General features: G+C 40.9%; 22 protein-coding genes. 16 read left to right on the top strand and 6 right to left on the bottom strand.

What is annotated here, in order from left to right; translation table 11 throughout:
* The first annotated feature begins 164 nt into the window (after positions 1-164).
* From F9B85_RS05920 to F9B85_RS05910, 3 genes are read left to right on the top strand one after another with little or no spacing between them, the layout of a single operon-like run.
* A complete protein-coding gene (locus tag F9B85_RS05920) occupies positions 165-554 on the top strand; it encodes a GntR family transcriptional regulator (RefSeq protein WP_151619462.1) in 390 nt (129 codons plus the stop codon).
* Complete coding sequence (locus tag F9B85_RS05915) at positions 547-1,449, top strand: ABC transporter ATP-binding protein (RefSeq protein ID WP_151619461.1); 903 nt, start codon at positions 547-549, stop codon at positions 1,447-1,449. Before F9B85_RS05920 ends, F9B85_RS05915 begins: the two co-directional genes overlap by 8 nt.
* On the top strand, positions 1,421-3,457 hold the full coding sequence (locus tag F9B85_RS05910; protein ID WP_151619460.1) for a DUF6449 domain-containing protein: 2,037 nt from the start codon (positions 1,421-1,423) through the stop codon (positions 3,455-3,457). The genes F9B85_RS05915 and F9B85_RS05910 overlap by 29 nt, the downstream gene beginning before the upstream one ends.
* A gap of 57 nt (positions 3,458-3,514) precedes the next feature.
* On the opposite strand, the gene F9B85_RS05905 is transcribed toward F9B85_RS05910, so the two are convergent.
* A complete protein-coding gene (locus tag F9B85_RS05905) occupies positions 3,515-4,087 on the bottom strand; it encodes a DUF4825 domain-containing protein (RefSeq protein ID WP_151619459.1) in 573 nt (190 codons plus the stop codon).
* A 199-nt stretch (positions 4,088-4,286) separates the two neighbouring features.
* Between F9B85_RS05905 and F9B85_RS05900 the strand changes: the two genes are divergently transcribed.
* The 8 genes from F9B85_RS05900 (at position 4,287) to F9B85_RS05865 (ending at position 11,154) form a co-directional block, all read left to right on the top strand.
* Positions 4,287-4,529, top strand: a complete 243-nt coding sequence (locus F9B85_RS05900) for an AEC family transporter (protein WP_151619458.1) — start codon at positions 4,287-4,289, stop codon at positions 4,527-4,529.
* A gap of 576 nt (positions 4,530-5,105) precedes the next feature.
* Positions 5,106-6,719 carry an ABC transporter substrate-binding protein gene (locus F9B85_RS05895; RefSeq protein ID WP_207707049.1) on the top strand — a complete coding sequence of 538 codons (1,614 nt, stop codon included), beginning with the start codon at positions 5,106-5,108 and terminating at the stop codon, positions 6,717-6,719.
* A gap of 122 nt (positions 6,720-6,841) precedes the next feature.
* Positions 6,842-7,825, top strand: a complete 984-nt coding sequence (locus F9B85_RS05890) for an ABC transporter permease (protein ID WP_279237733.1) — start codon at positions 6,842-6,844, stop codon at positions 7,823-7,825.
* An 89-nt stretch (positions 7,826-7,914) separates the two neighbouring features.
* A complete protein-coding gene (locus F9B85_RS05885) occupies positions 7,915-8,703 on the top strand; it encodes an ABC transporter permease (RefSeq protein WP_423245049.1) in 789 nt (262 codons plus the stop codon).
* A 153-nt stretch (positions 8,704-8,856) separates the two neighbouring features.
* Entirely contained in the window at positions 8,857-9,897 is a 1,041-nt protein-coding gene (locus F9B85_RS05880; protein WP_151619521.1) for an ABC transporter ATP-binding protein, read from the top strand.
* On the top strand, positions 9,894-10,496 hold the full coding sequence (locus tag F9B85_RS05875) for an ABC transporter ATP-binding protein (protein ID WP_151619455.1): 603 nt from the start codon (positions 9,894-9,896) through the stop codon (positions 10,494-10,496). The genes F9B85_RS05880 and F9B85_RS05875 overlap by 4 nt, the downstream gene beginning before the upstream one ends.
* Positions 10,497-10,546: 50 nt before the next feature.
* A complete protein-coding gene (locus F9B85_RS05870) occupies positions 10,547-10,960 on the top strand; it encodes a DUF3842 family protein (protein WP_151619454.1) in 414 nt (137 codons plus the stop codon).
* A 2-nt stretch (positions 10,961-10,962) separates the two neighbouring features.
* Positions 10,963-11,154 carry a CooT family nickel-binding protein gene (locus F9B85_RS05865; protein ID WP_151619453.1) on the top strand — a complete coding sequence of 64 codons (192 nt, stop codon included), beginning with the start codon at positions 10,963-10,965 and terminating at the stop codon, positions 11,152-11,154.
* A gap of 78 nt (positions 11,155-11,232) precedes the next feature.
* On the opposite strand, the gene F9B85_RS05860 is transcribed toward F9B85_RS05865, so the two are convergent.
* Positions 11,233-11,868 (bottom strand): flavodoxin family protein, encoded by a 636-nt coding sequence (locus F9B85_RS05860; RefSeq protein ID WP_151619452.1) that lies wholly within the window; start codon positions 11,866-11,868, stop codon positions 11,233-11,235.
* Positions 11,869-12,039: 171 nt separating this feature from the next.
* On the opposite strand from F9B85_RS05860, the gene F9B85_RS05855 reads away from it, so the two are divergent.
* Positions 12,040-13,794 (top strand): aldehyde ferredoxin oxidoreductase family protein, encoded by a 1,755-nt coding sequence (locus F9B85_RS05855; RefSeq protein ID WP_151619451.1) that lies wholly within the window; start codon positions 12,040-12,042, stop codon positions 13,792-13,794.
* 89 nt (positions 13,795-13,883) lie between these two features.
* On the top strand, positions 13,884-14,045 hold the full coding sequence (locus F9B85_RS14325) for a hypothetical protein (protein WP_170270230.1): 162 nt from the start codon (positions 13,884-13,886) through the stop codon (positions 14,043-14,045).
* Positions 14,046-14,261: 216 nt separating this feature from the next.
* Here the strand turns inward: F9B85_RS14325 and F9B85_RS05850 are convergent, their stop codons facing one another.
* On the bottom strand, positions 14,262-15,281 hold the full coding sequence (locus tag F9B85_RS05850; RefSeq protein ID WP_207707048.1) for a DUF3137 domain-containing protein: 1,020 nt from the start codon (positions 15,279-15,281) through the stop codon (positions 14,262-14,264).
* 5 nt (positions 15,282-15,286) lie between these two features.
* Complete coding sequence (locus F9B85_RS05845; RefSeq protein WP_151619450.1) at positions 15,287-15,838, bottom strand: LemA family protein; 552 nt, start codon at positions 15,836-15,838, stop codon at positions 15,287-15,289.
* Between the two features lie 504 nt (positions 15,839-16,342).
* Here F9B85_RS05845 and F9B85_RS05840 point away from each other — a divergent pair.
* Positions 16,343-16,540: a YjfB family protein gene (locus F9B85_RS05840; RefSeq protein WP_151619449.1), complete on the top strand. Its 198-nt coding sequence runs from the start codon at positions 16,343-16,345 to the stop codon at positions 16,538-16,540.
* A 266-nt stretch (positions 16,541-16,806) separates the two neighbouring features.
* Positions 16,807-17,748 (top strand): AEC family transporter, encoded by a 942-nt coding sequence (locus F9B85_RS05835; protein WP_151619448.1) that lies wholly within the window; start codon positions 16,807-16,809, stop codon positions 17,746-17,748.
* 128 nt (positions 17,749-17,876) lie between these two features.
* Here the strand turns inward: F9B85_RS05835 and F9B85_RS05830 are convergent, their stop codons facing one another.
* Together F9B85_RS05830 and F9B85_RS05825 are read right to left on the bottom strand one after the other, a co-directional pair.
* Positions 17,877-19,133: an NAD(P)/FAD-dependent oxidoreductase gene (locus F9B85_RS05830; RefSeq protein WP_151619447.1), complete on the bottom strand. Its 1,257-nt coding sequence runs from the start codon at positions 19,131-19,133 to the stop codon at positions 17,877-17,879.
* Between the two features lie 343 nt (positions 19,134-19,476).
* Positions 19,477-20,379: a LysR family transcriptional regulator gene (locus F9B85_RS05825; protein WP_151619446.1), complete on the bottom strand. Its 903-nt coding sequence runs from the start codon at positions 20,377-20,379 to the stop codon at positions 19,477-19,479.
* A 178-nt stretch (positions 20,380-20,557) separates the two neighbouring features.
* Between F9B85_RS05825 and F9B85_RS05820 the strand changes: the two genes are divergently transcribed.
* Complete coding sequence (locus F9B85_RS05820) at positions 20,558-21,340, top strand: copper amine oxidase N-terminal domain-containing protein (RefSeq protein WP_151619445.1); 783 nt, start codon at positions 20,558-20,560, stop codon at positions 21,338-21,340.
* The last annotated feature ends 88 nt before the right edge of the window (positions 21,341-21,428 follow it).

Genomic DNA, 21,428 nt, shown 5'->3' with positions numbered 1-21,428 from the left:
AGATAGGCACTTAGTATCCCTTATCCTTCTAAGGAAGTGATGAGGGATACTTTTTATTTAATACAAAAAATCTGTTAGCGCTTCCTATTGCAGTGTATTACAAAAGCTGTTACACTCTAACTGTATTACATGTACTAGTACGGTTAACGCGAAGGTGGGGGAATATGATTGAACTAGATCTGCGCAGTGGCTTACCTATTTTTGAACAGTTGGTAAATAACTTCAAAGAATTAATCATTCGGGAAGTATTAGCTCCCGATGAACAACTGCCTTCAGTTCGGACATTAGCTAGTCAATTAACGGTCAATCCCAACACCATTCAGAAAGCCTATAAAGAGCTAGAACGACAGGGCTTTATTTATTCAGTGAAGGGAAAAGGGAGCTTTGTCGCGCCTTTAACAGACCAGGTCAATCGCGAAAAGCAAGAAGCGTTAAAAAAAGAGCTTCAAAAGATTACAGTTGAGGCGATTTATCTAGGTCTAACCCAAGAAGAGATCTGCCAGTGGGTTATAGAGGTAGCGACAAATCTCAGGGAAGGAGATAGCAATGATTGAAGCAATTAGTGTTAGCAAGTCTTTTGGAACGCTAGAAGCGCTAAAAAAAGCATCCTTGAAGGTTGAGAAAGGCTCTGTCTACGGCATTGTAGGCTCTAACGGAGCTGGCAAAACCACTTTGTTAAAAATATTAGCTGGCATTTATCAACAAGATCAGGGTGAAGTGCGCATAGATGGAGCAGGGGTATTTGAAAATGTCAATGTGAAAGAAAAGATTCAATTCATTCCCGATGCGCTCTACTTTTTCGCACAACATAGCATTGAAGATATGGCCCAGTACTACAGAAGGATTTATCCCACTTGGAATGAGAAACGCTATCAGGGTTTTTCCTCTATCTTCCAAATCGACAGAACGAAAAAAGTAACCAGCCTCTCCAAGGGTATGCAGAGGCAAGTGGCTTTCTGGCTGGCCCTCTCAACGATGCCAGAAATATTAATTCTAGACGAACCACTAGACGGCCTCGATCCTGTAATGCGCAAAAAAGTCAAAAAGCTAATTATTGACGATGTTGCTGATCGGGAGCTTACGGTACTAATCTCCTCTCATAACCTCAGAGAACTAGAGGATCTATGTGACCATATCGGCATCCTACATAAGGGAGATTTGTTCCTGCAAAGAGAACTCGATGACCTGAAAAGAGAGATCCACAAAGTACAAATTGCCTTCAAGGGAGATCTCCCCGAAGCCATTAGGGAGCATAAATCGATTCTCTATCATGAAAAACGGGGAAGCGTTAGTCTTTTCGTTGTAAGGGGCGCTCAGCACGATGTTTTACAGCACTTCCAACAGTTTCAACCCTTAATCCTCGATCTGCTCCCGTTGACTTTAGATGAGATTTTTATTTACGAGATGGGAGGTTTGGGCTATGCTGTCGAAGAGCTTATTGCCGAATAAAGGTATCATACTTAACGATTTGAAACGTTATAACTGGATCGGAATTTCCTACACACTTTTACTGTTGTTCGTTCTTCCTTTGCAGATCATCATGAATGTCAATAAGCTAGAAGAACGTACAAGTTATATCTCAAATCCTTTTAAGCCACTTTTTTATTTTCAAGGAGAACTGCAAGAATTCTTTATCCTTGCCATACCCGTTCTAACGGCGATCTTTTTATTGCGCTATCTTCAAGAAAAGCGTTCTGTCGATATGGTTCACGCTTTACCCTTAACAAGAGTGACTCTTTGCAGCAGTCATGTTGTAGCTGGAACCTTGCTGTTACTTCTGCCGGTACTCCTAACTGGACTGCTTTCATGGGTCATGATGGTCGCCTTTAATCTCCAAGCCTACTATGCTTTAAGCGATATTGCGCAGTGGGCTGGTACCACTATCCTAATTAGTATGACCCTTTTTCTTTTTGCTCTTTTTGTGGGAATGGTTACAGGCACTTCTGTCGCGCAGGGGATACTTACTTATATCACTTTATTTCTACCTGTAGGCCTGACTGTATTGGTTCTGTCCAATGTAGAGCGCTTGCTTTATGGATTTCAAGGGCAATACTATATGGAAGACGGCAATAAATTGGAGTATTTTACACCAATCATCCGTCTGTTTCAGTTAGGCTTTGATGAAAAAATGTTGCAGTCCTCAGAAATTATGGCCTATCTTTTCAGCATAGTACTTCTATTTGGGCTCGCTATTGTAGCGTACAAAAAAAGAAAGTCAGAAGCAGCAACTCAAGCCATCGCTTTTGACTTTCTAAAGCCCATCTTCAAATACGGTGTTACTTTTTGCACTATGCTTCTGAGCGGTTTGTATTTTTGGGAAATTCAAAATGATTTTCTCTGGGCGATTTTCGGTTACATAGTGGGCTCCTTGTTCGGATACCTCCTTGCAGAGATTATCCTGCAAAAATCCTTCAAGGTTTTGGCAAGTCTAAAAAATTATCTGATCTATCTATTGATCATGGCTGGTCTACTTGCTGGATTTGAAGCAGATGTCTTCGGATATGAGCGGCAACTTCCACCTGTGGAGCAGGTAGAGCAACTCTATATTGGAGAAGGTGGATATTACACCTATCTTAGATGGAGAGAGTATGCTATGGAAGAAGCAGCAACTGCCATTACGGAAAAAGAAAACATTGAAAAAGTCCTACAGCTCCATGAAGCGATCATACAAAATAAAACATATAATGAGAATGCACAATCTTATTACAGCTTGACCTTTGCCTATCAACTAAAAAATGGACAAACTATCTACCGGTCCTATGCCCTTCCGGAAGCGTCCTATGACCAATACAAAAAGCCTATTTTTGAATCGATTGAATACAAACATATGCAATTTGCTATTTTCAACGTAGATGCTAATGATGTTGAAAGGATTGTCTTCGAACCTCAGGGTATCTCAAAAAAAGCAGTGATTACTGATCGGGCTCATATTCAAGAGATCATAACAATCCTGCGCCAGGAAACGGAAGATGAATCTTATGAGCAAATGAGAGATGACAATATGCCATGGGCTCGTATTGAACTCTGGCGTCTCGTTGAAGAAGCTTCTCCAGAGATGACCTATCGGTATGGAGTCGATCAATCTTATCGTAGTGATGGCAAACAATCTTATGAAATCATGCATCTGAACTGGAAAAAACATTACAAAGAACTAGAACAGTGGCTCCAAGAGAAAGGGTACTGGCAAGATGCCCGCATTCTACCGGAAGATATCGCTTATGCTAGAATCGTCAAAACGGAAGCAGAAAAAGAATGGGTAGATCCGAAGCTACTTCCAGGGGTAGAGGTTACGAAACCAGATGAGCTGGAGGCATGTCTGCAACAACTGCTTGGGCGACCTCTGTATGCGGTAAGTCAGGATGAGAACTATCGAATTATCTTTTATAATAAGAACGATGGAGAGATACTGAGCGGCTATCTGAAGCAAGAAAATGTCCCTTTATTGTCGGCTTGGTAACACAGAAGCAACACAGAAGAACCGTCCCTCTGTGCATCCTCTGTGCATCTGTGCACATCATCCTTCTTGCTCTAGTAAGGCAACAAAATCGTTGCTGAAAACTTCCCAGGAAGATCCGTAAGTTCTGATGTCTTTTTCAAAAAAAATGTCAAAGTCCTCTCTAGCAAAAGAGAAGCTCTCTGTTTCTTGGCCATTATCAAAAACAAAGGTAGCTACATCGACATTATCAATCAGGCAAAAAATCAAAGCTCCATTTTGAAACATTTTATCGGTCATCGTAACAGTGCCCTGTTGCAAAAACTCTTCTGGCATGTTGTAGTTTACAGTTACGCCATAAGGCTCTTGGGCGGTCTGCAAGGCAATGCCTTTTTTGTATTCACTGTAATGAAGCAAGTTCGTTAAGTTGCCTACTTTGCTTGCATCGCCTATATAGGAGGTTTTTTGTTGATAGATTTTTTCGTATTCTAAAGTGCCTTGGTGATCATTTTGTTCTTGATGAATACCGCAAGCTACAAGTAAGAAAGCCATAAGCGTTACTAGTACCGTTAATAATGTTATTTTTGTTTTAGCTTGTCCTTTTTGAAGTGTCTGCCGTTCCGTTTCTATTTCTTTTTCTTTTTCTTTTTTCATGCTATTTCTCCTGCTATGTTACTACGTTCGCACAAAGACTCCAGTAGTGGTAGCACTTTTTGGAGCTTTATTTTTCATCTATATTACGTCATAATTGAGTCTCTAGCAATAGGCTGATCATAGGGGAAGAGTAAAGAAATTATGATCGCCAAAACAACATATTTACTTGCCTTTTCTCTCTTTAGGGTTGCTGTACAAATTGATATTAGCTCCCTTGTTGACTTTACTAGTATGGTACGTTTTAGCAGGCAAAACAGGCATTGAAATTACTGTTTCTATACTAGAAGCGGCTATGGCGCCCATGATTACAGCGGCAATTATAGTTGCTAGCTATAAGATAAAAAGTAATTTGGCTACCATGATGATTGGAATAGGCATTCCACTTTCTATATTTAGTTTGGCGATTTGGTATTATGTGCTTACGCAGTTAGGCCTTCTCTGAGCAGTCCTGTCATTCATGCACAAGGGGACGTTTGTGCGCCACGCTTAAGGTGCCTGCCAAGGGGACGTTTGTGTGTCACGAAGCTCAGTGCTACCAAAGCAACACTGAGCTTGCTTAACCGAAGATGAGGGAAGGCCCCTCAAAGCCGCCATATAGGTGACGGCTTCAAACCACCGTAAGCTACTGCTGTGGTCAAAAGCCATGGTAGTGAGCGTTACGGCAAAAGGCGAAGCAAGACTTCGTCAGGTAAGTGCCAGTGGAGACGAACAACAGTGAACCGCTGAAAAAGTGTTGAAAATTGAACACAGAGAGAGAACAGGAAAGAACACAGAAGAACCGTCCCTCCGTGTCCCCGATTGACGAGCACTCTAGATGATGATATATTTATGTATATAATAAAGCCAAGAAGGCTTTGCTTTAATGTAAGAGACAATGATGTAAGAAACCAATTATCAGCAGGTCAATTATATATAATTGAATATTATATAAAAACAAACCATGAAGGGAAGCTATATGAAATAGCTTTGTTCATGGTTTTTTTTATTGAGTAATTTAACAGGGAGGATTCCATTAGCTGTGTTAAAAAAAAGCTTATCCTACATAACCATTCTGGCAATTGCTCTGACTACTTTGCTCTTAACAGGCTGTTCTAACGACAATTCAAAAAAAATCACGACCATGGCTACCGAAAATAAAAAAGAACTAATTCTAGCCATAGGCAGTGAGCCTGATGAAGGATTTGATCCTACAACAGGTTGGGGAAGATATGGTTCTCCGCTTTTTCAAAGCACTTTGTTAAAACGCAACAATGATATGGAAATCGTAAAAGATCTAGCCACAGAATACTCCGTCAGCGATGATGGCCTTGTCTGGACTGTCACAATCCGCGATGATGTAAAATTCTCAGACAGTACGTCACTAACAGCCCATGATGTTGTTTTTACCTATCAAACTGCTCAAGAAAGCAGTTCCGTCGTTGATCTAACAGTCATGGACAGGGTAGAAGCTTTAGATGATTACACCGTACAGTTCACTCTAAAAAAACCACAATCTACTTTTGTCAATCTTCTTGTAACTTTAGGTATCGTCCCCAAAGATTCCTACAGCAGTGATTATGGGCAAAATCCTATCGGCTCTGGGCCTTTTAAGTTTGTGCAATGGGATAAAGGACAGCAACTTATTGTGGAAGCAAACCCTGAGTACTACGGCGCGAAGCCTTATTTTGAAAAGCTTACCTTTTTATACTTAAGTGAAGAAACTGCTTTTGCCGCCGCTAGGGCTGGACAAGTTGATGTAGCAGCAATCGTTCCGGCCTTTGCTAATCAGCAAGTCCCTGGTATGCGCCTGCTGGCACTAGAAAGTGTCGATAACCGCGGCATTATGTTCCCTTATACAATGGAAGGAAATAAAACAGAAGAAGGCCATCCCATTGGCAATGCTGTTACTTCAGACCTAGCTATTCGAAAAGCTATCAATGTGGCTATCGACCGCGAGGCTCTAGTAGAGGGCATTTTGAACGGTTACGGTTCACCAGCCTATTCTGTAAGTGACAAAATGCCCTGGTGGAATCCCGACACAGTCATTCAAGATGGCAATCTAGAAGAAGCAAAAAAAATTCTTGCTGATGGGCAATGGGAAGATAGAGATGGAGACGGCATTGTTGAGAAAGGTTCTTTAAAAGCCGAATTTACCTTAATCTATTCTGCTAGTGATAATACTCGTCAGTCCCTGGCTATTGCTGTTGCCGACCAACTAAAGCAGATTGGCATCAAAGTTAATGTAGAGGGAAAAAGCTGGGATGAAATCAAAAAACAGATGCATAGCAATGCTGTTGTATTTGGCTGGGGAAGCCATGATCCGCTAGAAATGTATCACCTCTATCACAGCAAATATAGAGGAGTAAGTTGGTACAATACAGGCTATTACGCTAATGACCTTGTCGATAAATACTTAGATAAAGCTCTAACAGCGAAGGATGAAGAGACTGCCAATCAATACTGGCAGAAAGCTCAATGGGATGGAAGCACAGGATTCAGTGCCAAAGGCGATGCGCCCTGGGCATGGCTTGTTAACCACAATCATTTGTATCTGGTAAAAGAGAATCTCTACATGGGCCAACAAAAAATCCAACCGCACGGTCACGGTTGGCCTCTTACTGATAATATCGAAGCATGGCGCTGGGAGAACTAAGTGGATGAGAACTAGGTAATTTGAGAATTAGGAAGTTTGACAGTTAGCTAGTTGAGAACGATTTGTGAGTACTAAGTGGATAAGAATTAGGTAGTTTGAGAACGAGTAGGAGTTGAGCTGTCATAGAAGGTAGTCTACTTAAGTTTCTTTTCTTAAAAATCTTGCGAATGCTATCTCTAATGGTAGCCTTATGCTTCCTCGCTTTTTTCCTCGTTAGTCACTCTCCTATTGATCCAGTGCAAGCTTATGTGGGCGCTGATATGATGCAAGTAAGCCCCGAACAAAGGGAAAAAATTGCTGAACATTGGGGACTTGATAAGCCTCCTTGGGAGCAATTTTTGCATTGGGGCAAGTCGGTGCTACAAGGTGACTTAGGTACGTCTATGATTTATCGTAGTCCTGTGTCCGATGTTATTAAAGAACGATTTCAAGCTTCTCTAGCTCTAATGGGAATTGCCTGGCTTCTCTCAGGCTTTTTCGGTTTCATCATGGGTGTAACGGCGGCGATGCATCGAGGAAGCTGGATAGATAAACTGATCAAATGGTACAGCCTAACTTTAGCGTCTACTCCAACTTTCTGGCTGGGCCTCCTACTGCTTATGCTTTTTTCTGTCTGGTTGGGATGGTTTCCGATTGGCTTAGGTGTTCCTGCTGGTGTGTTAGCTGAAGAGGTAACTTTCTATGATCGTATTAGCCACATTATCCTTCCAGCCCTTACTTTAAGCATCGTCGGCGTGGCTAATATTGCCTTACATACAAGACAAAAACTGATTGACGTTCTTGAAAGTGACTATGTTCTTTATGCACGGGCCAAAGGCGAGTACGGCTTTACGCTCCTCTGGCGTCATGGAATTCGCAATATTGCTCTCCCTGCTATTACTATACAATTTGCTTCTTTTAGTGAGCTTTTTGCTGGTTCTATTCTAGCAGAGCAAGTTTTTTCTTATCCTGGCTTAGGACAGGCTACTGTTCAAGCAGGCCTGCGAGGCGATTTACCTCTTTTGCTCGGCATTGTGCTCTTTAGCGCTCTTTTTGTATTTACCGGGAATTTGATAGCTGATATCATTTACCGAATTGTTGATCCAAGAATAAAAGAGGTAGCATGATGAGTGAAACAAAGGCATTAAGGATTACGAATAAGGTAAAAGGGCTTTCTCATTTGCTGACCATCAATCGAAGAAAAGGTACTCTTTTGATGATATTTTCCGCTCTTTTCTTTTTTACAGGTATTATTTTAATGAGCCTTTTTATTGGCGATGAGCGATTGGCTACTAATTTTGACGCTAAGAACTTGCCGCCATCTTTTATGAATCCTTTCGGCACTGATTGGCTTGGTCGCGATATGTTTGCGCGCACTATGAAAGGCTTGTCTTTAAGCATATTTATTGGCTTGATCGCTTCTTGTGCTAGCGTATTAGTAGCTTTGCTGCTGGGCCTTACGGCCGCTCTCATGGGTAAGGTTGTAGACAGCATCATATCTTGGTTTATTGACCTTTTTCTTGGAGTACCTCATCTGGTTGCTTTGATTCTTATTTCCTTTACCCTTGGTGGAGGTGTTAAAGGCGTAATCATCGGAGTTGCCGTAACTCATTGGCCTAGCTTAGCACGGGTTATTCGGGCTGAGGTGATGCAACTGCGATCAGCTGAATTTGTCTTAGTTTCACGGCAGATGGGCAAAGGTCCCTGGTGGATTGCTACTCATCATATTCTGCCTCATTTAATACCTCAGCTATTGGTAGGTTTTGTACTGCTTTTTCCTCATGCTATTCTCCACGAAGCGGCTATAACTTTTTTAGGTTTTGGTTTATCTCCCCATCAACCTGCTATTGGCATTATCCTGTCCGAATCAATGAAGTATCTAGCTACTGGTCTATGGTGGTTAGCTTTTTTCCCTGGTCTATGTCTGCTCATCATTGTGAGAGCTTTTGATATGCTCGGTGATAATCTGCGCCTGCTTATTGATCCTCATAATGCTCATGATTAGTATAATGCTCATGATCAGCATAATTCTCGTGATTAGCATAATACCAATGGAACTAGCTAATAGGCCATGTTACAACTAGCTTTAGTGCCATGCCACAACTCTCTAATAGTGCATTAATAGAGCATACCTAACTAGCTATCTGTAAGGTGGTTGTTGTTTTTGCTGGAAGTAAATAATCTTTCTCTTTCCTTTACTCAATATCAAAGAGGTTTAAAACAAAAAAACATCCAGGTGATCTCCGACCTAAGTCTTTCGATTCAGGAAGGAGAAATTCTGGCTGTCGTCGGCTCAAGCGGTTCCGGAAAAAGCTTGCTTGCCCATGCTATCTTAGGAATTTTACCCAAAAACGCTTCTCTTTCTGGGAGGCTCTATTACGGAGGTCAGGAATTGACCGCCAAAAGGCAAAAAGAATTGCGCGGCAAAGAGATCGCTTTTATACCCCAGTCTGTCAATTTCCTCGATCCACTGATGCAAATAGGCCAACAAGTACGCACTTCCTCGCAGGTCGGAAGTGAAAAGGGCATAGCAAAAGGCAAAGGCGGGGAGAAGGAAAAAGACAGAGACAGAGACAGAGAAAAAGGTAGAGTCAAAGATAGAGCCAAGGACAAAGGCAGAGAAAAACAAAGAAAAATCTTCGACCGCTATGAACTCGACTACGATGTGGAAAATTATTATCCCTTTCAAATCTCTGGGGGCATGGCACGAAGGGTTCTTGTTGCATCTGCTGTCGTAGGTGGGCCTAAGCTGATCATTGCCGACGAACCTACACCGGGACTTCATCATGAGGTAGTCAAGGAAGCTTTAGGACATTTAAGAGAATTAGCTGATGAAGGTACTGCCATTATGCTGATTACCCACGATATTGCTACAGCTCTGGAAGTTGCTGATCGCATTGCCGTTTTTTATGCAGGCACTATTGTGGAGATAGCTTGGGCAAGTGAATTTACTGATCACGGTGATAAGTTGCGTCATCCCTATACGAAAGCGCTCTGGATGGCCCTTCCCCAAAATGGTTTTCTCCCCATTCTAGGTCGCCAGCCCTCCCCTTCAGAACCTCCCCCGGGCTGTCTTTTTCAACCTCGATGCTCCCTAAGTAGCAAAAGTAGCAGTACTAACAACAGCTCTTGTTCTCAAGAAGCTCCCGTAATGCGTGAGCTTCGATCGGGAAAGGTGAGGTGCCATTTTGCGACTTGAAGCTAAAAATATTTTTTTTTCGTTATGGAAAAGGGCCCTGGATCTTAGAAGATTATGATCTGGAATTAAAGTCTGGTGAAGTAGTCGGTTTATCAGGCCCTAGTGGTATTGGAAAATCGACGCTAGCACGGATTCTAGCCGGCTATGTCCTGCCGTACAAGGGGAGCGTTAGATTGCAAGGCAAGGATCTTCCGCGCAAAGGCTTTAACCCTGTGCAACTTGTTTTTCAGCATCCTGAAAAAGCAGTAAATCCTCGGTGGCAGTTAGAGAAAACGCTTAATGAAGGATGGACTCCTGATGAAGAACTACTAGAATCGCTAGGCATAGAAAAGGCTTGGTTAAAGAGGTGGCCGAACGAACTTTCAGGAGGAGAACTGCAAAGATTTTGCGTAGCTCGCGCTCTAAGTCCTGCTACTCGCTTTCTCATTGCCGATGAGATGACAACGATGCTTGATGCAATCACACAAGCTCAGTTATGGCATGCTGTCTTAGAAAGAGCTGAAAAAAATAACATGGCTGTGCTCGTCATTAGTCACGATGGCCCTTTGCTGGAGCGCCTCTGTCATCGAATAATAGATTTTACAAGAACCAATCATTGAGCTGGTAATTTGTTATAATAGATGCGTTGGCTCGTGATTGGAGGATGAATATGCGAATCGCAGTGATAGATGGACAAGGCGGGGGCATAGGCAAAGCTGTTGTTGAGAAATTTCGCAAAGCTTTTAATAATAAAATTGAGATTATTGCCCTAGGAACGAACTCTTTAGCAACTTCATTAATGCTCAAAGCAGGTGCTAATGAAGGTGCGACAGGAGAAAATGCCATTAGCTATAACGTTAAAAAAGTAGACATTATCGTAGGACCAATTGGCATCATCTGTGCTAATTCCTTTCTAGGCGAACTGACGCCACAGATGGCTAACGCGATCGCTGATAGCCCTGCTCAAAAGATATTAATTCCACTGAACAGATGTAACATATTAGTTACTGCCGTTGAAAAGAAGCCTCTTCCTCATTATATAGATGACGCTATCGAAATCGTAAAAGCTCAAAGAGGTGATTAATTATGTGTGAAGCTAATGTTTATATAATAGATAAGGAAGGAAAGGAAACATTGCTTTTAGAATCGGTAGACAAAGTTGTTCCCACAGAAGAGGGTATCTTTTTGGAAAATATCTATAGTCAACGTAAGATCGTAAAAGCGAAGATCAAAGAGATGGCTCTGGTAGGTCATAGGATTGTATTGGAAGAGAAGTAGCGCAAGGGGGACGGTTCTGCTGTGTTCTTGTAAGAACACAGCAGAACCGTCCCCCTTAACCTTCCCCTTAACCTTAACTTACCTGATGAAATTCATAAGCGTCTTACGTTCTTTCTCAGGTCGTTCTACAACGCCTTCGCCTTTTTCAATTAACTTCAACAGCCAAGCCATGTTTTTTCCTAGGAGACGCATGATTTGCACGCCTTCTTCATCCTGAAGGACTTCTCCTGGCCTCGCGCCGTGAATCACATTCCAATAGTTTGACGTAGCCATAACCATTTCCGAATAAGTAATATAATAGTTCAATTGATCAAAAGTCGTAACACCACCGGAGCGTCTTACCGCTACGACAGAAGCAGCTACTTTATGACGTAGCATCGATTCATTAACGGAAGCAACAAAGCAAGCTCTGTCCAAAAAAGCTTTCAGAGTTGCACCTACAGATGAAAAATGAACAGGTGAGCCAAAGATAATGCCGTCTGCCTCTTTCATCTTCGCAATCCACTCGTTAACTTGATCTCCTGGGGTTACACATTTTTCATCTCTATTTTTGGCACAACCATGACAGGCCAGGCAACCTCTTACTGCCTTATCGCCAACATGAACAATCTCAACATCGATACCTTCTTTTTCGAGCTCTTCTGCTACGAGCTTAATGGCATGATAGGTGTTGCCCTCTTTTTTAGGACTTCCGTTAAAAGCAACTACTCTCATAATGACCCTTCTTCCTTCCTGTTCAGATTTACTTTACACTGCTTGAAGTTATTGTATCTCACTTTTAACAATTCAACAAATCGAGCAAGGTTAAGTTTGAAGGCTTACTATACATATTTTTTACGGCGAAGCAAAACCTACTACTGCAATACGCAGTGGGAAGGTGTATATATGGAAGAAAAAATCTTACGAGTCAATATGGCAGAACAAAAGATTACTGAGGAACCCGTACCTGAACCATACAAAAGTACGGGAGGACGGGGCATCACATCAAGAATTATCCTTGACGAAGTAGAACCAACGTGCCACCCCTTAGGCAAGCAAAACAAACTAGTTATTGCCGCTGGTATCTTGTCAGGTACAAAATGCCCTAACTCTGGTCGCCTATCCATAGGTGGTAAAAGCCCACTAACTAACGGCATCAAAGAAGCTAATGCTGGTACACCGATTGCTCATCAATTGGCTAGTCTGGGCTATAAAGCGATTATTGTAGAAGACATACCTGAAGGTAATGAACAGTATCTTCTCTACCTATCTGATGAAGGCGCAAGACTGGAACCTGCCGGCGATTTAGCTGGGTTAGGGACTTATGAGTTTAACGGACGTATTAGAGAACGTTATCATGAAAAAATCTATGTCCTTTGCATCGGACCTGCCGGAGAACGGCTGATGCGTAACGCAGGTATATCGTGTAACGACCCTGAAGGCGGTCCAGGTCGCTTTGCTGGACGAGGTGGTCTTGGTGCGCTCATGGGTTCAAAAAAATTAAAAGCTATCATCTTCGATACGAGTAAAATTTTCCATGCTCCCATAGAAGAGAAAGAGAAGTTTAGTGAAGGGTCGAAAAAGTTTGTCAAAATCCTTCGCGAAAATCCCATCAGTGGCGAAGGTCTGCCAAAATACGGTACTAACGTATTAATGAACTTAGTTAACGAAGCTGGAGCTTTACCGACAAAAAACTTCCGCTTTGGAACATTTGAGGGCGCTGATAAAGTGAGTGGGGAAGAACTAGCAGCTAGAGCTCTCTCAAGAGGCGGCGTAGGAACACCTACTCATAATTGTCATCCTGGTTGCGTTATTCGTTGTTCCAACATTTACCCCGATGAAAAAGGAGAAGCCCTTTGCTCCCCCATTGAATATGAAACAGCCTGGGCTTTAGGTCCTAACTTGATGATCGATGATCTCGATATCATTGCGAGGCTTAATCGCATCTGTAACGATTTGGGTCTAGATACGATTGAAGCAGGAGGCGCCCTAGGTGTAGCCATGGAAGCAGGTATTATTCCTTTTGGCGATGGATCAGGTGCCATTAAGTTGCTAGAAGAAGTGGGGCAAGGCACGCCTTTAGGTCATATTATTGGACAAGGTGCTGACAGCGTAGGCAAGACCTATGGAGTCACTAGAGTGGCAACTGTAAAAGGACAGCACTTGCCAGCATACGACCCTAGAGCAATTAAAGGTATCGGAGTCACTTATGCCATGACAACTATGGGTGCGGACCACACAGCAGGTTACAGCGTCACGCACAATCTCTTAAAAGCAGGTGGCTATGTAGATCCTTTAAAGCCAGAGGGGCAAGTAAAACTATCGGCAGATTTACAAGTTGCCACTGCAGCTCTTGATTCCTTTGGATTGTGCATTTTCGTCGCTTTTGCCTTGCTCGACAATCCTGAAGGATGGCCTACTGTAGTTGATATCTGGAATGCCAAGACAGGTAACAACCACAGTATGGATGATATCCTTGAGTTAGGAAGAGAAGTCATGCGGGCAGAGAGGGAATTCAACAAGCGCGTTGGATTCACATCAGCCCATGACCGTTTACCTGAGTTCTTCCGAACAGAACCACTACCACCTCATAACACAGTCTTTGATGTGAAGACTGAAGAGATGGATGAAATGAACGAGCAGTTTAATATGTATCACTAAAGGGAAGTAACAAATAGCTATAAAAAGCTAGAGTGATAGCTATTGATTAGTTTTTCATTTTTCATTAGACCGTTGAATGAGGTGATTATATGAAGAGAGATAATTCTATGAATCAAATTCAAGAAGCTTTAGGACAAGGGTTGAATATACGCACACAAAAAGAAGAGTTAGAGCGCATGGTGAAAGATACGCGGGGGATACGAAAGCAATTAGAGCAGACAGAGGAGTTTGTGTCGGATAAGGATTTGTAGGAGAGCTAATTCAAAAAAGCCATCTCATTTTTAAAATGAGATGGCTTTTTTGGTCAGTCGTCTTTTTCAGGTTAAAAGCTATAATCTTGCAACTATAGAATTCCAATCATCACTAGCCCATAAAACCAGTATAAGATAGGCCTTTGTAGCTTCGAGCTTTTAAGACAAAACCACAAATGTAGGCTGGAGGGATTGATCAAAGTATAAAGTGGAGGTTTACAGAATCAGATCTTTAGTAAACTTATTTTCACGAATGGACAAAGCTTTTGCAAAATATTCAACGGCTTTCATGTAAGCAATTATGTTATGGGTAGCTACTAGATAGCTCTCTTTATCGCCAACTTGGGGAAGTATTTCTTCAATTGTAAACTTATCGAGTGCCACATAAAGGTAACCCTTATGAAAAGTTAAATAACATCGTATGTCTTTCAACTTTTCTAAAAGCTTTTCCATAAAATCAAGAGTCAGGATATAACGTGCTTCTACAGGGTCATTGCCAAAAACATTAAACTTTTTTTCAAAGAGTGGCGATTCTAGAACGATTCTATCAGCTTTGCTTCCAAAACCTAAAAAACCACCAGCGCCTCTACGCCATGTTTCTGTGGTGATGTAGATATCTTCTTGGAATTCTTTGGGGAACTTTATTTTCAAGAAAATACCTAGAAAAGTTGTTACTCTTTTTGATTCATTTTCATCTTGATAAGTATAATAGGTTAACAATTTACATGCTTCTATGTCTGTTTGATGAGTTTCTTTGTTAACTACTTTTACATGCCACGATGGCTCGTAGCTATCGGAGCGCGGCATTAAGGGATTGACCTTAAACTCTTCTTTGAGAATCCCTTTTTCCAAGTTAAAATAAATATTGTTATCTGTGTGGTCACTAATGACTTTCACAATTTGGTCCATTGCTGTTTTTTGATAGCTTGTAAGAACTTTGGTAAAACGCCATTTCAGGCCGAAAAAAGCGGCAATTAGAATTATGAAAGTAACTATGATTAATTCTAAGCTATAAAGCAAAGGCAATAGAGAAAGCAAGGCTATGACTGCAAAAATTAGTTTATTTTGCTTTTTAATCGCTTCTATCTTGTCTTTAATACGAAAGCTTTCATCAGTTTTGCCTGAAACTATCTCTTCTATGGCCTGCTTTATTTGAACGCTCAGTTCAAAAGGGCTTATCCAATCATATAAGTGGCCTTCTTTTTGCCTACTGATAAGAGATTTGAAAAAGAACATCTAAATCACTCGTCCTTTCTGAAAGAAAGTTCTACATTGTTCTTTTCCTCTTCTAAAGCTTCAAAATAGCCTGCTTTTGTGAATCCAAAGAGAGAAGCTAGCATATTAGCAGGAAAAACTTGAATTGCTGTGTTGTATAGACGCACAGTAGAATTGTAGTTTCTTCGACTAGCTCCAATGTATTCTTCTGTTTTTACTAATGTTCTTTGGAGATGCAACATATTATCGCTAGCTTTTAGTTCAGGATAGCTTTCAAAACGGGCAATCAAGGTGCTAAGCCGCTCTGATAGGGCATCTTCTTTTGCTTCTCGTATTTTGCCTGAACAGACCATAGCTTCTTGTCTTAGTTTGGTGATTTCTTCAAGTAAAGTCTTTTCGTGAATCATATATTGATTGACTGTTTTTACAAGATTGGGGATTAAATCGTACCTTTTCTTTAACATTACATCCATAGTTGCATAAGCTTCTTTTAGTTTATTGCGCTTTTTTATAAAGTGATTATAGGAAAAAACAACATAGGCTAAGATTAACAATAAGCTTATTATTGCATACGACATAACTTGACCACCCTTCTTGGAACACAGAACACAAGGAACACAAGGGGACGGTGGTTCTGTGCACTCCAGAAAACATCATTTTTTCAAAAAGTACCACTTTTTCACTGGACTAGGACGTTCCCTTTGTGCTCTCATATGTTTTACTTGCTGATTAACTTACTGCTTAAGGGTTAATAAGTTTTCACTCGCTGACTAGGTTTCTGACTACGTTGCTAACTACTTCTGGTTAGTAAATATCGATTATCCGTAGCTGATTACGATAAAATATGTTCATCTAAAGAGAATCATACTATGGACAGGGACACAAGAGGGAGAAAAGAAGTAAGAAGATAAAAAAGAATAATTAATTGAATTGCGTGCACTACAAGCTTGTATCTCTTTTGAAGTTAGTTCTTTTCTTTGAAGGAGATCGCTGTAAAAGTGTAGAAGACTGTAACAACTGAAGTAATCTATAAGTAAAGGTTGAGTAAAGACCTAATAAAAAGGGAAAGGACGTGATCTCCTATGGATATCGCCGCCCTATCCATTCTTATGAATCAGTCGCAAGTTCGTCAGCAAGCTTCCATGTCTGTGCTGAAAATGGCCATGGATATGTCAAAAGTACAGTCTGTAGATTTAGAAAAGATGATAGACAGTAATAAGAAGACAATGGAACTATCGATCCAACCTGAACTTGGATCTCATATTGATGTAAAGCTGTAAAGATCCTGCAAAAGGGTCTTTTTTTAACCTAGGAGATCTGTTAACACAAGGGGATAGTCTGTGCGCCACGCAGAGAGATGCAAGTATGATAGGTGAGATGATACCTCACTAGGCAAGGTCCAGCCAATCATCTGAAAGCGAGTCTTAGGCGTTAGCAGGTAACGCTAGGTGTGGACTTATCGATAATAGCACACAAAAAGTGCACAAAAGAACCGTCCCTCTGTGTCCTGTGTCCCCGAATTTTAAATAAAAACAGGTGCTTATTAATGAGCGAGCATATCGAAATTATCGTCCAACAAATCATGATCTTCTCCTTGCTCATGGCCGTTGGATTTATTGCTGCTAAAGCAAAAGTTCTTACCAAAGAAGGCTTAGGTCACTTAGCCAAGCTTGTTGTTAACATTATACTTCCTGCCTTAATCTTCACGATTATTACAGGAAGCGGAATGACGGCACAAGATTTGCTCCTAGGTTATCAATTTGCCTTGGCAGTACTTTTTTCTTTTGCCCTCTTGCTACTCGTTGGTTACCTTTTAAGTAAGCTATTTAAGTTAGAAGGAAAGAGAGCTAACCTTTTTATAGCTCTTTCCGCTTTTGGCAACATGGGCTTTATTGGCATTCCTCTTATTCATGGGCTATATACAGAGCCTATTGCGCAGGTTAGCATCGCCTTATATACAGTCATAGATATGGCACTTTTGTGGACATTAGGCGTTTACCTATGCAGTCGCCATCATGAAAAGGCTAATTTCCTTAGCTCCGCTAGAAATATGATCAATCCGCTGACAATTACCCTGGTCATTGCTTTTGTGATTATGATAATGCAAATATCCTTGCCAGACTTGCTGACAAGAACAGTTGCGGAAATTGGCAATACAAGTAAATCGCTAACATTAATCTATATTGGAGGAATATTAGCTTATACATCTGTTGGTAACATCTTCAAAACACCGAGCCTTTTTGCTTTAGCGGCAGTAAAAATGCTACTGATGCCACTGCTCATCTTTTTTCTGACAGGTTTTTTCTTGCCAGAAATTCCGCGCTTTATCTTAACATTGATTGTAGGATTACCAACGATGACAACGCTCGTTATGATAGCTTCTACTTATGAATCAGATAGTGAGTATGCTACAGAGGCGATTTTTCTTACTACATTACTTAGTTTAGTTACCATTCCCGCAGTAGCTCTGCTTACTACCTTAATGTAACCATCATTGCAACCATCGAAGAGATGCCTAGCAGAGTGCAAAAACTAGTAGAGTGCCAAAACTCCCTTACCGCAAAGATAGGTGCGATAAGGGAGTTTGTTTTTATCTATATCAATATAATTATCTCATCATTTACTATCAGACTGTGAGTAAGCTGTCTGCAAAGCACAGGAAGTGCTGGACTTAGCGAGAATGAGCTTGATGCCACCTAAAATATAGAGATAGCGAAGATCGATCAAGCTTTTCATCATTACAGCGAGCTTACCGCGTACTTTAACTCCAAAGACGACACCAACTGCATCATGCTTACCAAGGGAGGCTACAGCACCTTTTAAGAAAGGCTCAAAAGCTTCTAATTTTTTTCCACCTCGAAGAAGATTTACAATATTATTGGCACAAGTTTGGGATTGCAAAATTGCAATTTGCGCTGTAGGAGGGTAAGGGCGTCCTGTACGTTTATCAACGAAAGAAGAACAATCGCCGATGACAAAAACGTTCTCATAAGCCTTGACTCGCAAATCTTCTTCAGCAGGAATTCTTCCATAAGAAGCTTCAAAAGCACTATCACATACAACCGTATTGCCTTGAATACCACCAGTCCAGATTACAGTAGCTGGTGCGATGCGTTCCTCACCTTGCTCAGATAATAAAGTGACACCATCAGGATCAACTGCTTTGATACGAGTAGAAAGTCGGAATTGTACCCCCATGCGTTCTAAGGAAGCCTTAGCATAATCAGCAAGGGAGGGATCGAAGTTCGCTAAAATCCTAGGAGCACCTTCAACGTTAATTATCTGAACTTGCTTAGGATCAATACCATGTTCTTCACAGAGAAGAGGGAATCGTTCTGCCAATTCTGCTACAAACTCAATACCTGTAAAGCCAGCGCCACCAACTAGGAAGGTTAACTTCTCTTGAGAACCTTTATGGTTCTTGGCAAAGTCAGCAAAGCGGCTTTCGATTTTACTGCGAATGTCACGAGCACTGTTCATACTGCGAATCGTTAGGGAGTGCTCTAGAATACCAGGGATACCAAAAGTAGCAGGCTCGTAGCCAAGAGCTACAACAAGATAATCGTAACTTAGTGCTTCACCGTGGGCTAGTAAGACACGTTGATTTTCTTTCTGTACTTCCACAACTGTGTCTTTAATAAAATTGACACGATCTGTGTCAATGACACTTCCAATGGGGATAGTTATACGGTTTTCGTCGCAAGTTCCGGCGGCGACTTCATGTAACCATGTAGTTAAGTAGTGGTAATCATGTTTATTAACTAGTAAGATTTCTGCTTCTTCCTTGCGGAGAAGCTTCTGCAGTCTAGCTACTGTCAAAATACCTGCATAACCCGAACCTAAAACGACAACACGAGGTTTTTGCTGAGTCATTGAATGCCTCTCCTATCAATTAATTAAGAATTTCACATAAGGGGTAAAAAAAATAGGGGGGTAAAAAATAGGGGGGTAAAAATGAGGTTTGATAAAAAATAAGCTAACACAGTTCCCCTAAGGGATAGAGTGAGAGATGCACTCAGATAAGCTGTGAATATGAGCGTTTTCATTTATATTGTCATTATAAAGGTAATCGGGGTATAGATAAAATGAATAATTAACATATGGGGTATGCGTGAGAGTTATACACAAGTTACACAAACCTTGCGATAATAAGTAGATAGAGATTATTTATCATACAGAGAACATTGTCATACAGGGATTATTTGTCAGACAGAGATTATTGATCATCTGAAGATGGTTTCTCAAGCAAGAAAGACAAGAACTTTTTGGCCGCCGCTGGCAAAGGAACAGTTTTGAGATGGACAAGACCGATATAACGTGGTGGTATAGGATCAATAAGTTTTACTTCATATAAAGACTGATTTTCTAATTCTTCAACTATAAAATTTTTAATTACGGCGGCTACACCAAAGTCAATCAATGCAAACTGTATGTTCAATTCGAAGTCGCTAAGTTCAAAAGCAGGCTTTACAGTTAAATCATATTTAGAAAACATCTTTTCGATATAAGTTCTAGAACTGCCCCCTTTTTCCAAAAGGATTAAAGGATACTTTGCAATCTCTTGAGCAGTACGAGGCTTCATGGCTAGTTCTTTATACTTTTCACCAACAACAAAGCAATCTTGTATTTCCATGATTTTATATACCATCAGTTGCTCGTCTACCACAGGAAGATGGACAAAACCCATATCAATAGAACCTTTTTTTAGCATGTTAATAACAGATTGAGTGCTTTGGTTAGTTACATGAATACCAATACCAGGGTAAGTACGCTTAAAATCTTTCAAATGTCCCGGTAGATAATGTTTACAAACCGTATCACCTGCGCCAATGGATATTTCTCCACTATGTAGTTCTTTCACTTCCAACAAAGTACGTTCCCCTAAAGAGATGAAGTTAAAAGCTTGTTCTACATAAGGATAGAGAAGCTCTCCATCTTTGGTCAGGCGAACTCCCTTCGGTGTTCTGAAAAAGAGCACCATACCTAACTTCTCTTCTAGCTGTTGAATAGCACGACTTACAGCTGGTTGAGTAACGAAGAGTAGATCAGCTGCTTTCGATATACTACCTACTTTGGCCACGCAGTAAAAAGTTCTATATAATTCCATGTTGATATTCATAGAAACTCTCCTTAATTTGCTGTGACTATAATTGAGTCTAAAAGCCTGTACTTCTAGTATAGCAGTTCTAGCTAAGGCCGGATTAATTTTTAACGAATTAAGGATAGTTATGACATAGTACAAACTTAGTTCTTCATAAATTGAGAGAAGAACCCGTCAATATGAGGAGGAGAGAGGTTTGAAAAGAGTCAAAAAATCTATACTCTTAACCTTCATATTTCTTCTCACCGCACTTAGTAGCGCCCAAGCTTTAGAGCCAGAAGTGATTGTGGATATAGATCCTGATGGCTACGCTTCCTATGGAGACAAAATGAAAGCTCTATTAGTTAACGACCGTGCCATGCTACCCTTACGAGACATTGCAGAAAAAATGGGTTACCGTACCGAGTGGCATGCCGCAGAGAAGAAAATTGTAATGAAAAAAGGCAACGTCACCGTCAGTCTGGTCATCGATAGTAATGAAGCGATTGTAAATGGGAAGCCCATAAGTCTCGATAGTCCGGCCAAACTAATTCAGAATAAAACTTATGTACCTGTGCGATTCGTCTCGGAAGCAACGAATCACAATGTCTACTTCAGTCAACGTGCTGTTGATTATGGCTACCCTGCAGAAATCTTTATTACTTTCTACAACATGGTGCCTGATGAAGAATGGATTTCGATCTACAGTGATCACCATAACTACAGTTATTATTTCTGTGAAGACTATTTATACCCCAATCCTTGTTACCAAAGCTTAAACAGCTATGGCAAAACTAATCGTAATATTGGCATCGGTTCTACCGTAGAAGAAGTAAGAAAGGCTTACGGTATTCCACGGCATAATTCACTTGATCGCAGTCAAAGTGGAACGTTAAGCTACTGGGGACCTTTCACTCCGCAAAGTGGTGATCTAAACGCCCTAGAGTTCACTTTTGAGAATGGAAAAGTGGTAGAACTCATTGTACCTTACGGCAATTAGGAGCAATCAAAGCATAAAAACATTTTTAGACAGCGCTAGAATGGATTAAATTAAATAACCTGCTATTTTTATCAAAACCATATATTCC

The sequence above is a fragment of the Heliorestis acidaminivorans genome (genome assembly GCF_008933955.1).
Classification (GTDB): domain Bacteria; phylum Bacillota; class Desulfitobacteriia; order Heliobacteriales; family Heliobacteriaceae; genus Heliorestis; species Heliorestis acidaminivorans.
Note: the sequence above shows the minus strand (reverse complement) of the source record. Positions and strands in the feature narration are given on the sequence as shown.

Excerpts from the sequence above, each read along its gene's own strand:
- F9B85_RS05920 (WP_151619462.1), top strand. The coding sequence starts at position 165 with ATGATTGAACTAGATCTGCGCAGTGGCTTACCTATTTTTGAACAGTTG.
- F9B85_RS05915 (WP_151619461.1), top strand. The coding sequence starts at position 547 with ATGATTGAAGCAATTAGTGTTAGCAAGTCTTTTGGAACGCTAGAAGCG.
- F9B85_RS05910 (WP_151619460.1), top strand. The coding sequence starts at position 1,421 with ATGCTGTCGAAGAGCTTATTGCCGAATAAAGGTATCATACTTAACGAT.
- F9B85_RS05905 (WP_151619459.1), bottom strand. The coding sequence starts at position 4,087 with ATGAAAAAAGAAAAAGAAAAAGAAATAGAAACGGAACGGCAGACACTT.
- F9B85_RS05885 (WP_423245049.1), top strand. The coding sequence starts at position 7,915 with ATGATATTTTCCGCTCTTTTCTTTTTTACAGGTATTATTTTAATGAGC.
- F9B85_RS05870 (WP_151619454.1), top strand. The coding sequence starts at position 10,547 with ATGCGAATCGCAGTGATAGATGGACAAGGCGGGGGCATAGGCAAAGCT.
- F9B85_RS05865 (WP_151619453.1), top strand. The coding sequence starts at position 10,963 with ATGTGTGAAGCTAATGTTTATATAATAGATAAGGAAGGAAAGGAAACA.
- F9B85_RS05860 (WP_151619452.1), bottom strand. The coding sequence starts at position 11,868 with ATGAGAGTAGTTGCTTTTAACGGAAGTCCTAAAAAAGAGGGCAACACC.
- F9B85_RS05855 (WP_151619451.1), top strand. The coding sequence starts at position 12,040 with ATGGAAGAAAAAATCTTACGAGTCAATATGGCAGAACAAAAGATTACT.
- F9B85_RS14325 (WP_170270230.1), top strand. The coding sequence starts at position 13,884 with ATGAAGAGAGATAATTCTATGAATCAAATTCAAGAAGCTTTAGGACAA.
- F9B85_RS05850 (WP_207707048.1), bottom strand. The coding sequence starts at position 15,281 with ATGTTCTTTTTCAAATCTCTTATCAGTAGGCAAAAAGAAGGCCACTTA.
- F9B85_RS05845 (WP_151619450.1), bottom strand. The coding sequence starts at position 15,838 with ATGTCGTATGCAATAATAAGCTTATTGTTAATCTTAGCCTATGTTGTT.
- F9B85_RS05840 (WP_151619449.1), top strand. The coding sequence starts at position 16,343 with ATGGATATCGCCGCCCTATCCATTCTTATGAATCAGTCGCAAGTTCGT.
- F9B85_RS05835 (WP_151619448.1), top strand. The coding sequence starts at position 16,807 with ATGAGCGAGCATATCGAAATTATCGTCCAACAAATCATGATCTTCTCC.
- F9B85_RS05830 (WP_151619447.1), bottom strand. The coding sequence starts at position 19,133 with ATGACTCAGCAAAAACCTCGTGTTGTCGTTTTAGGTTCGGGTTATGCA.
- F9B85_RS05825 (WP_151619446.1), bottom strand. The coding sequence starts at position 20,379 with ATGAATATCAACATGGAATTATATAGAACTTTTTACTGCGTGGCCAAA.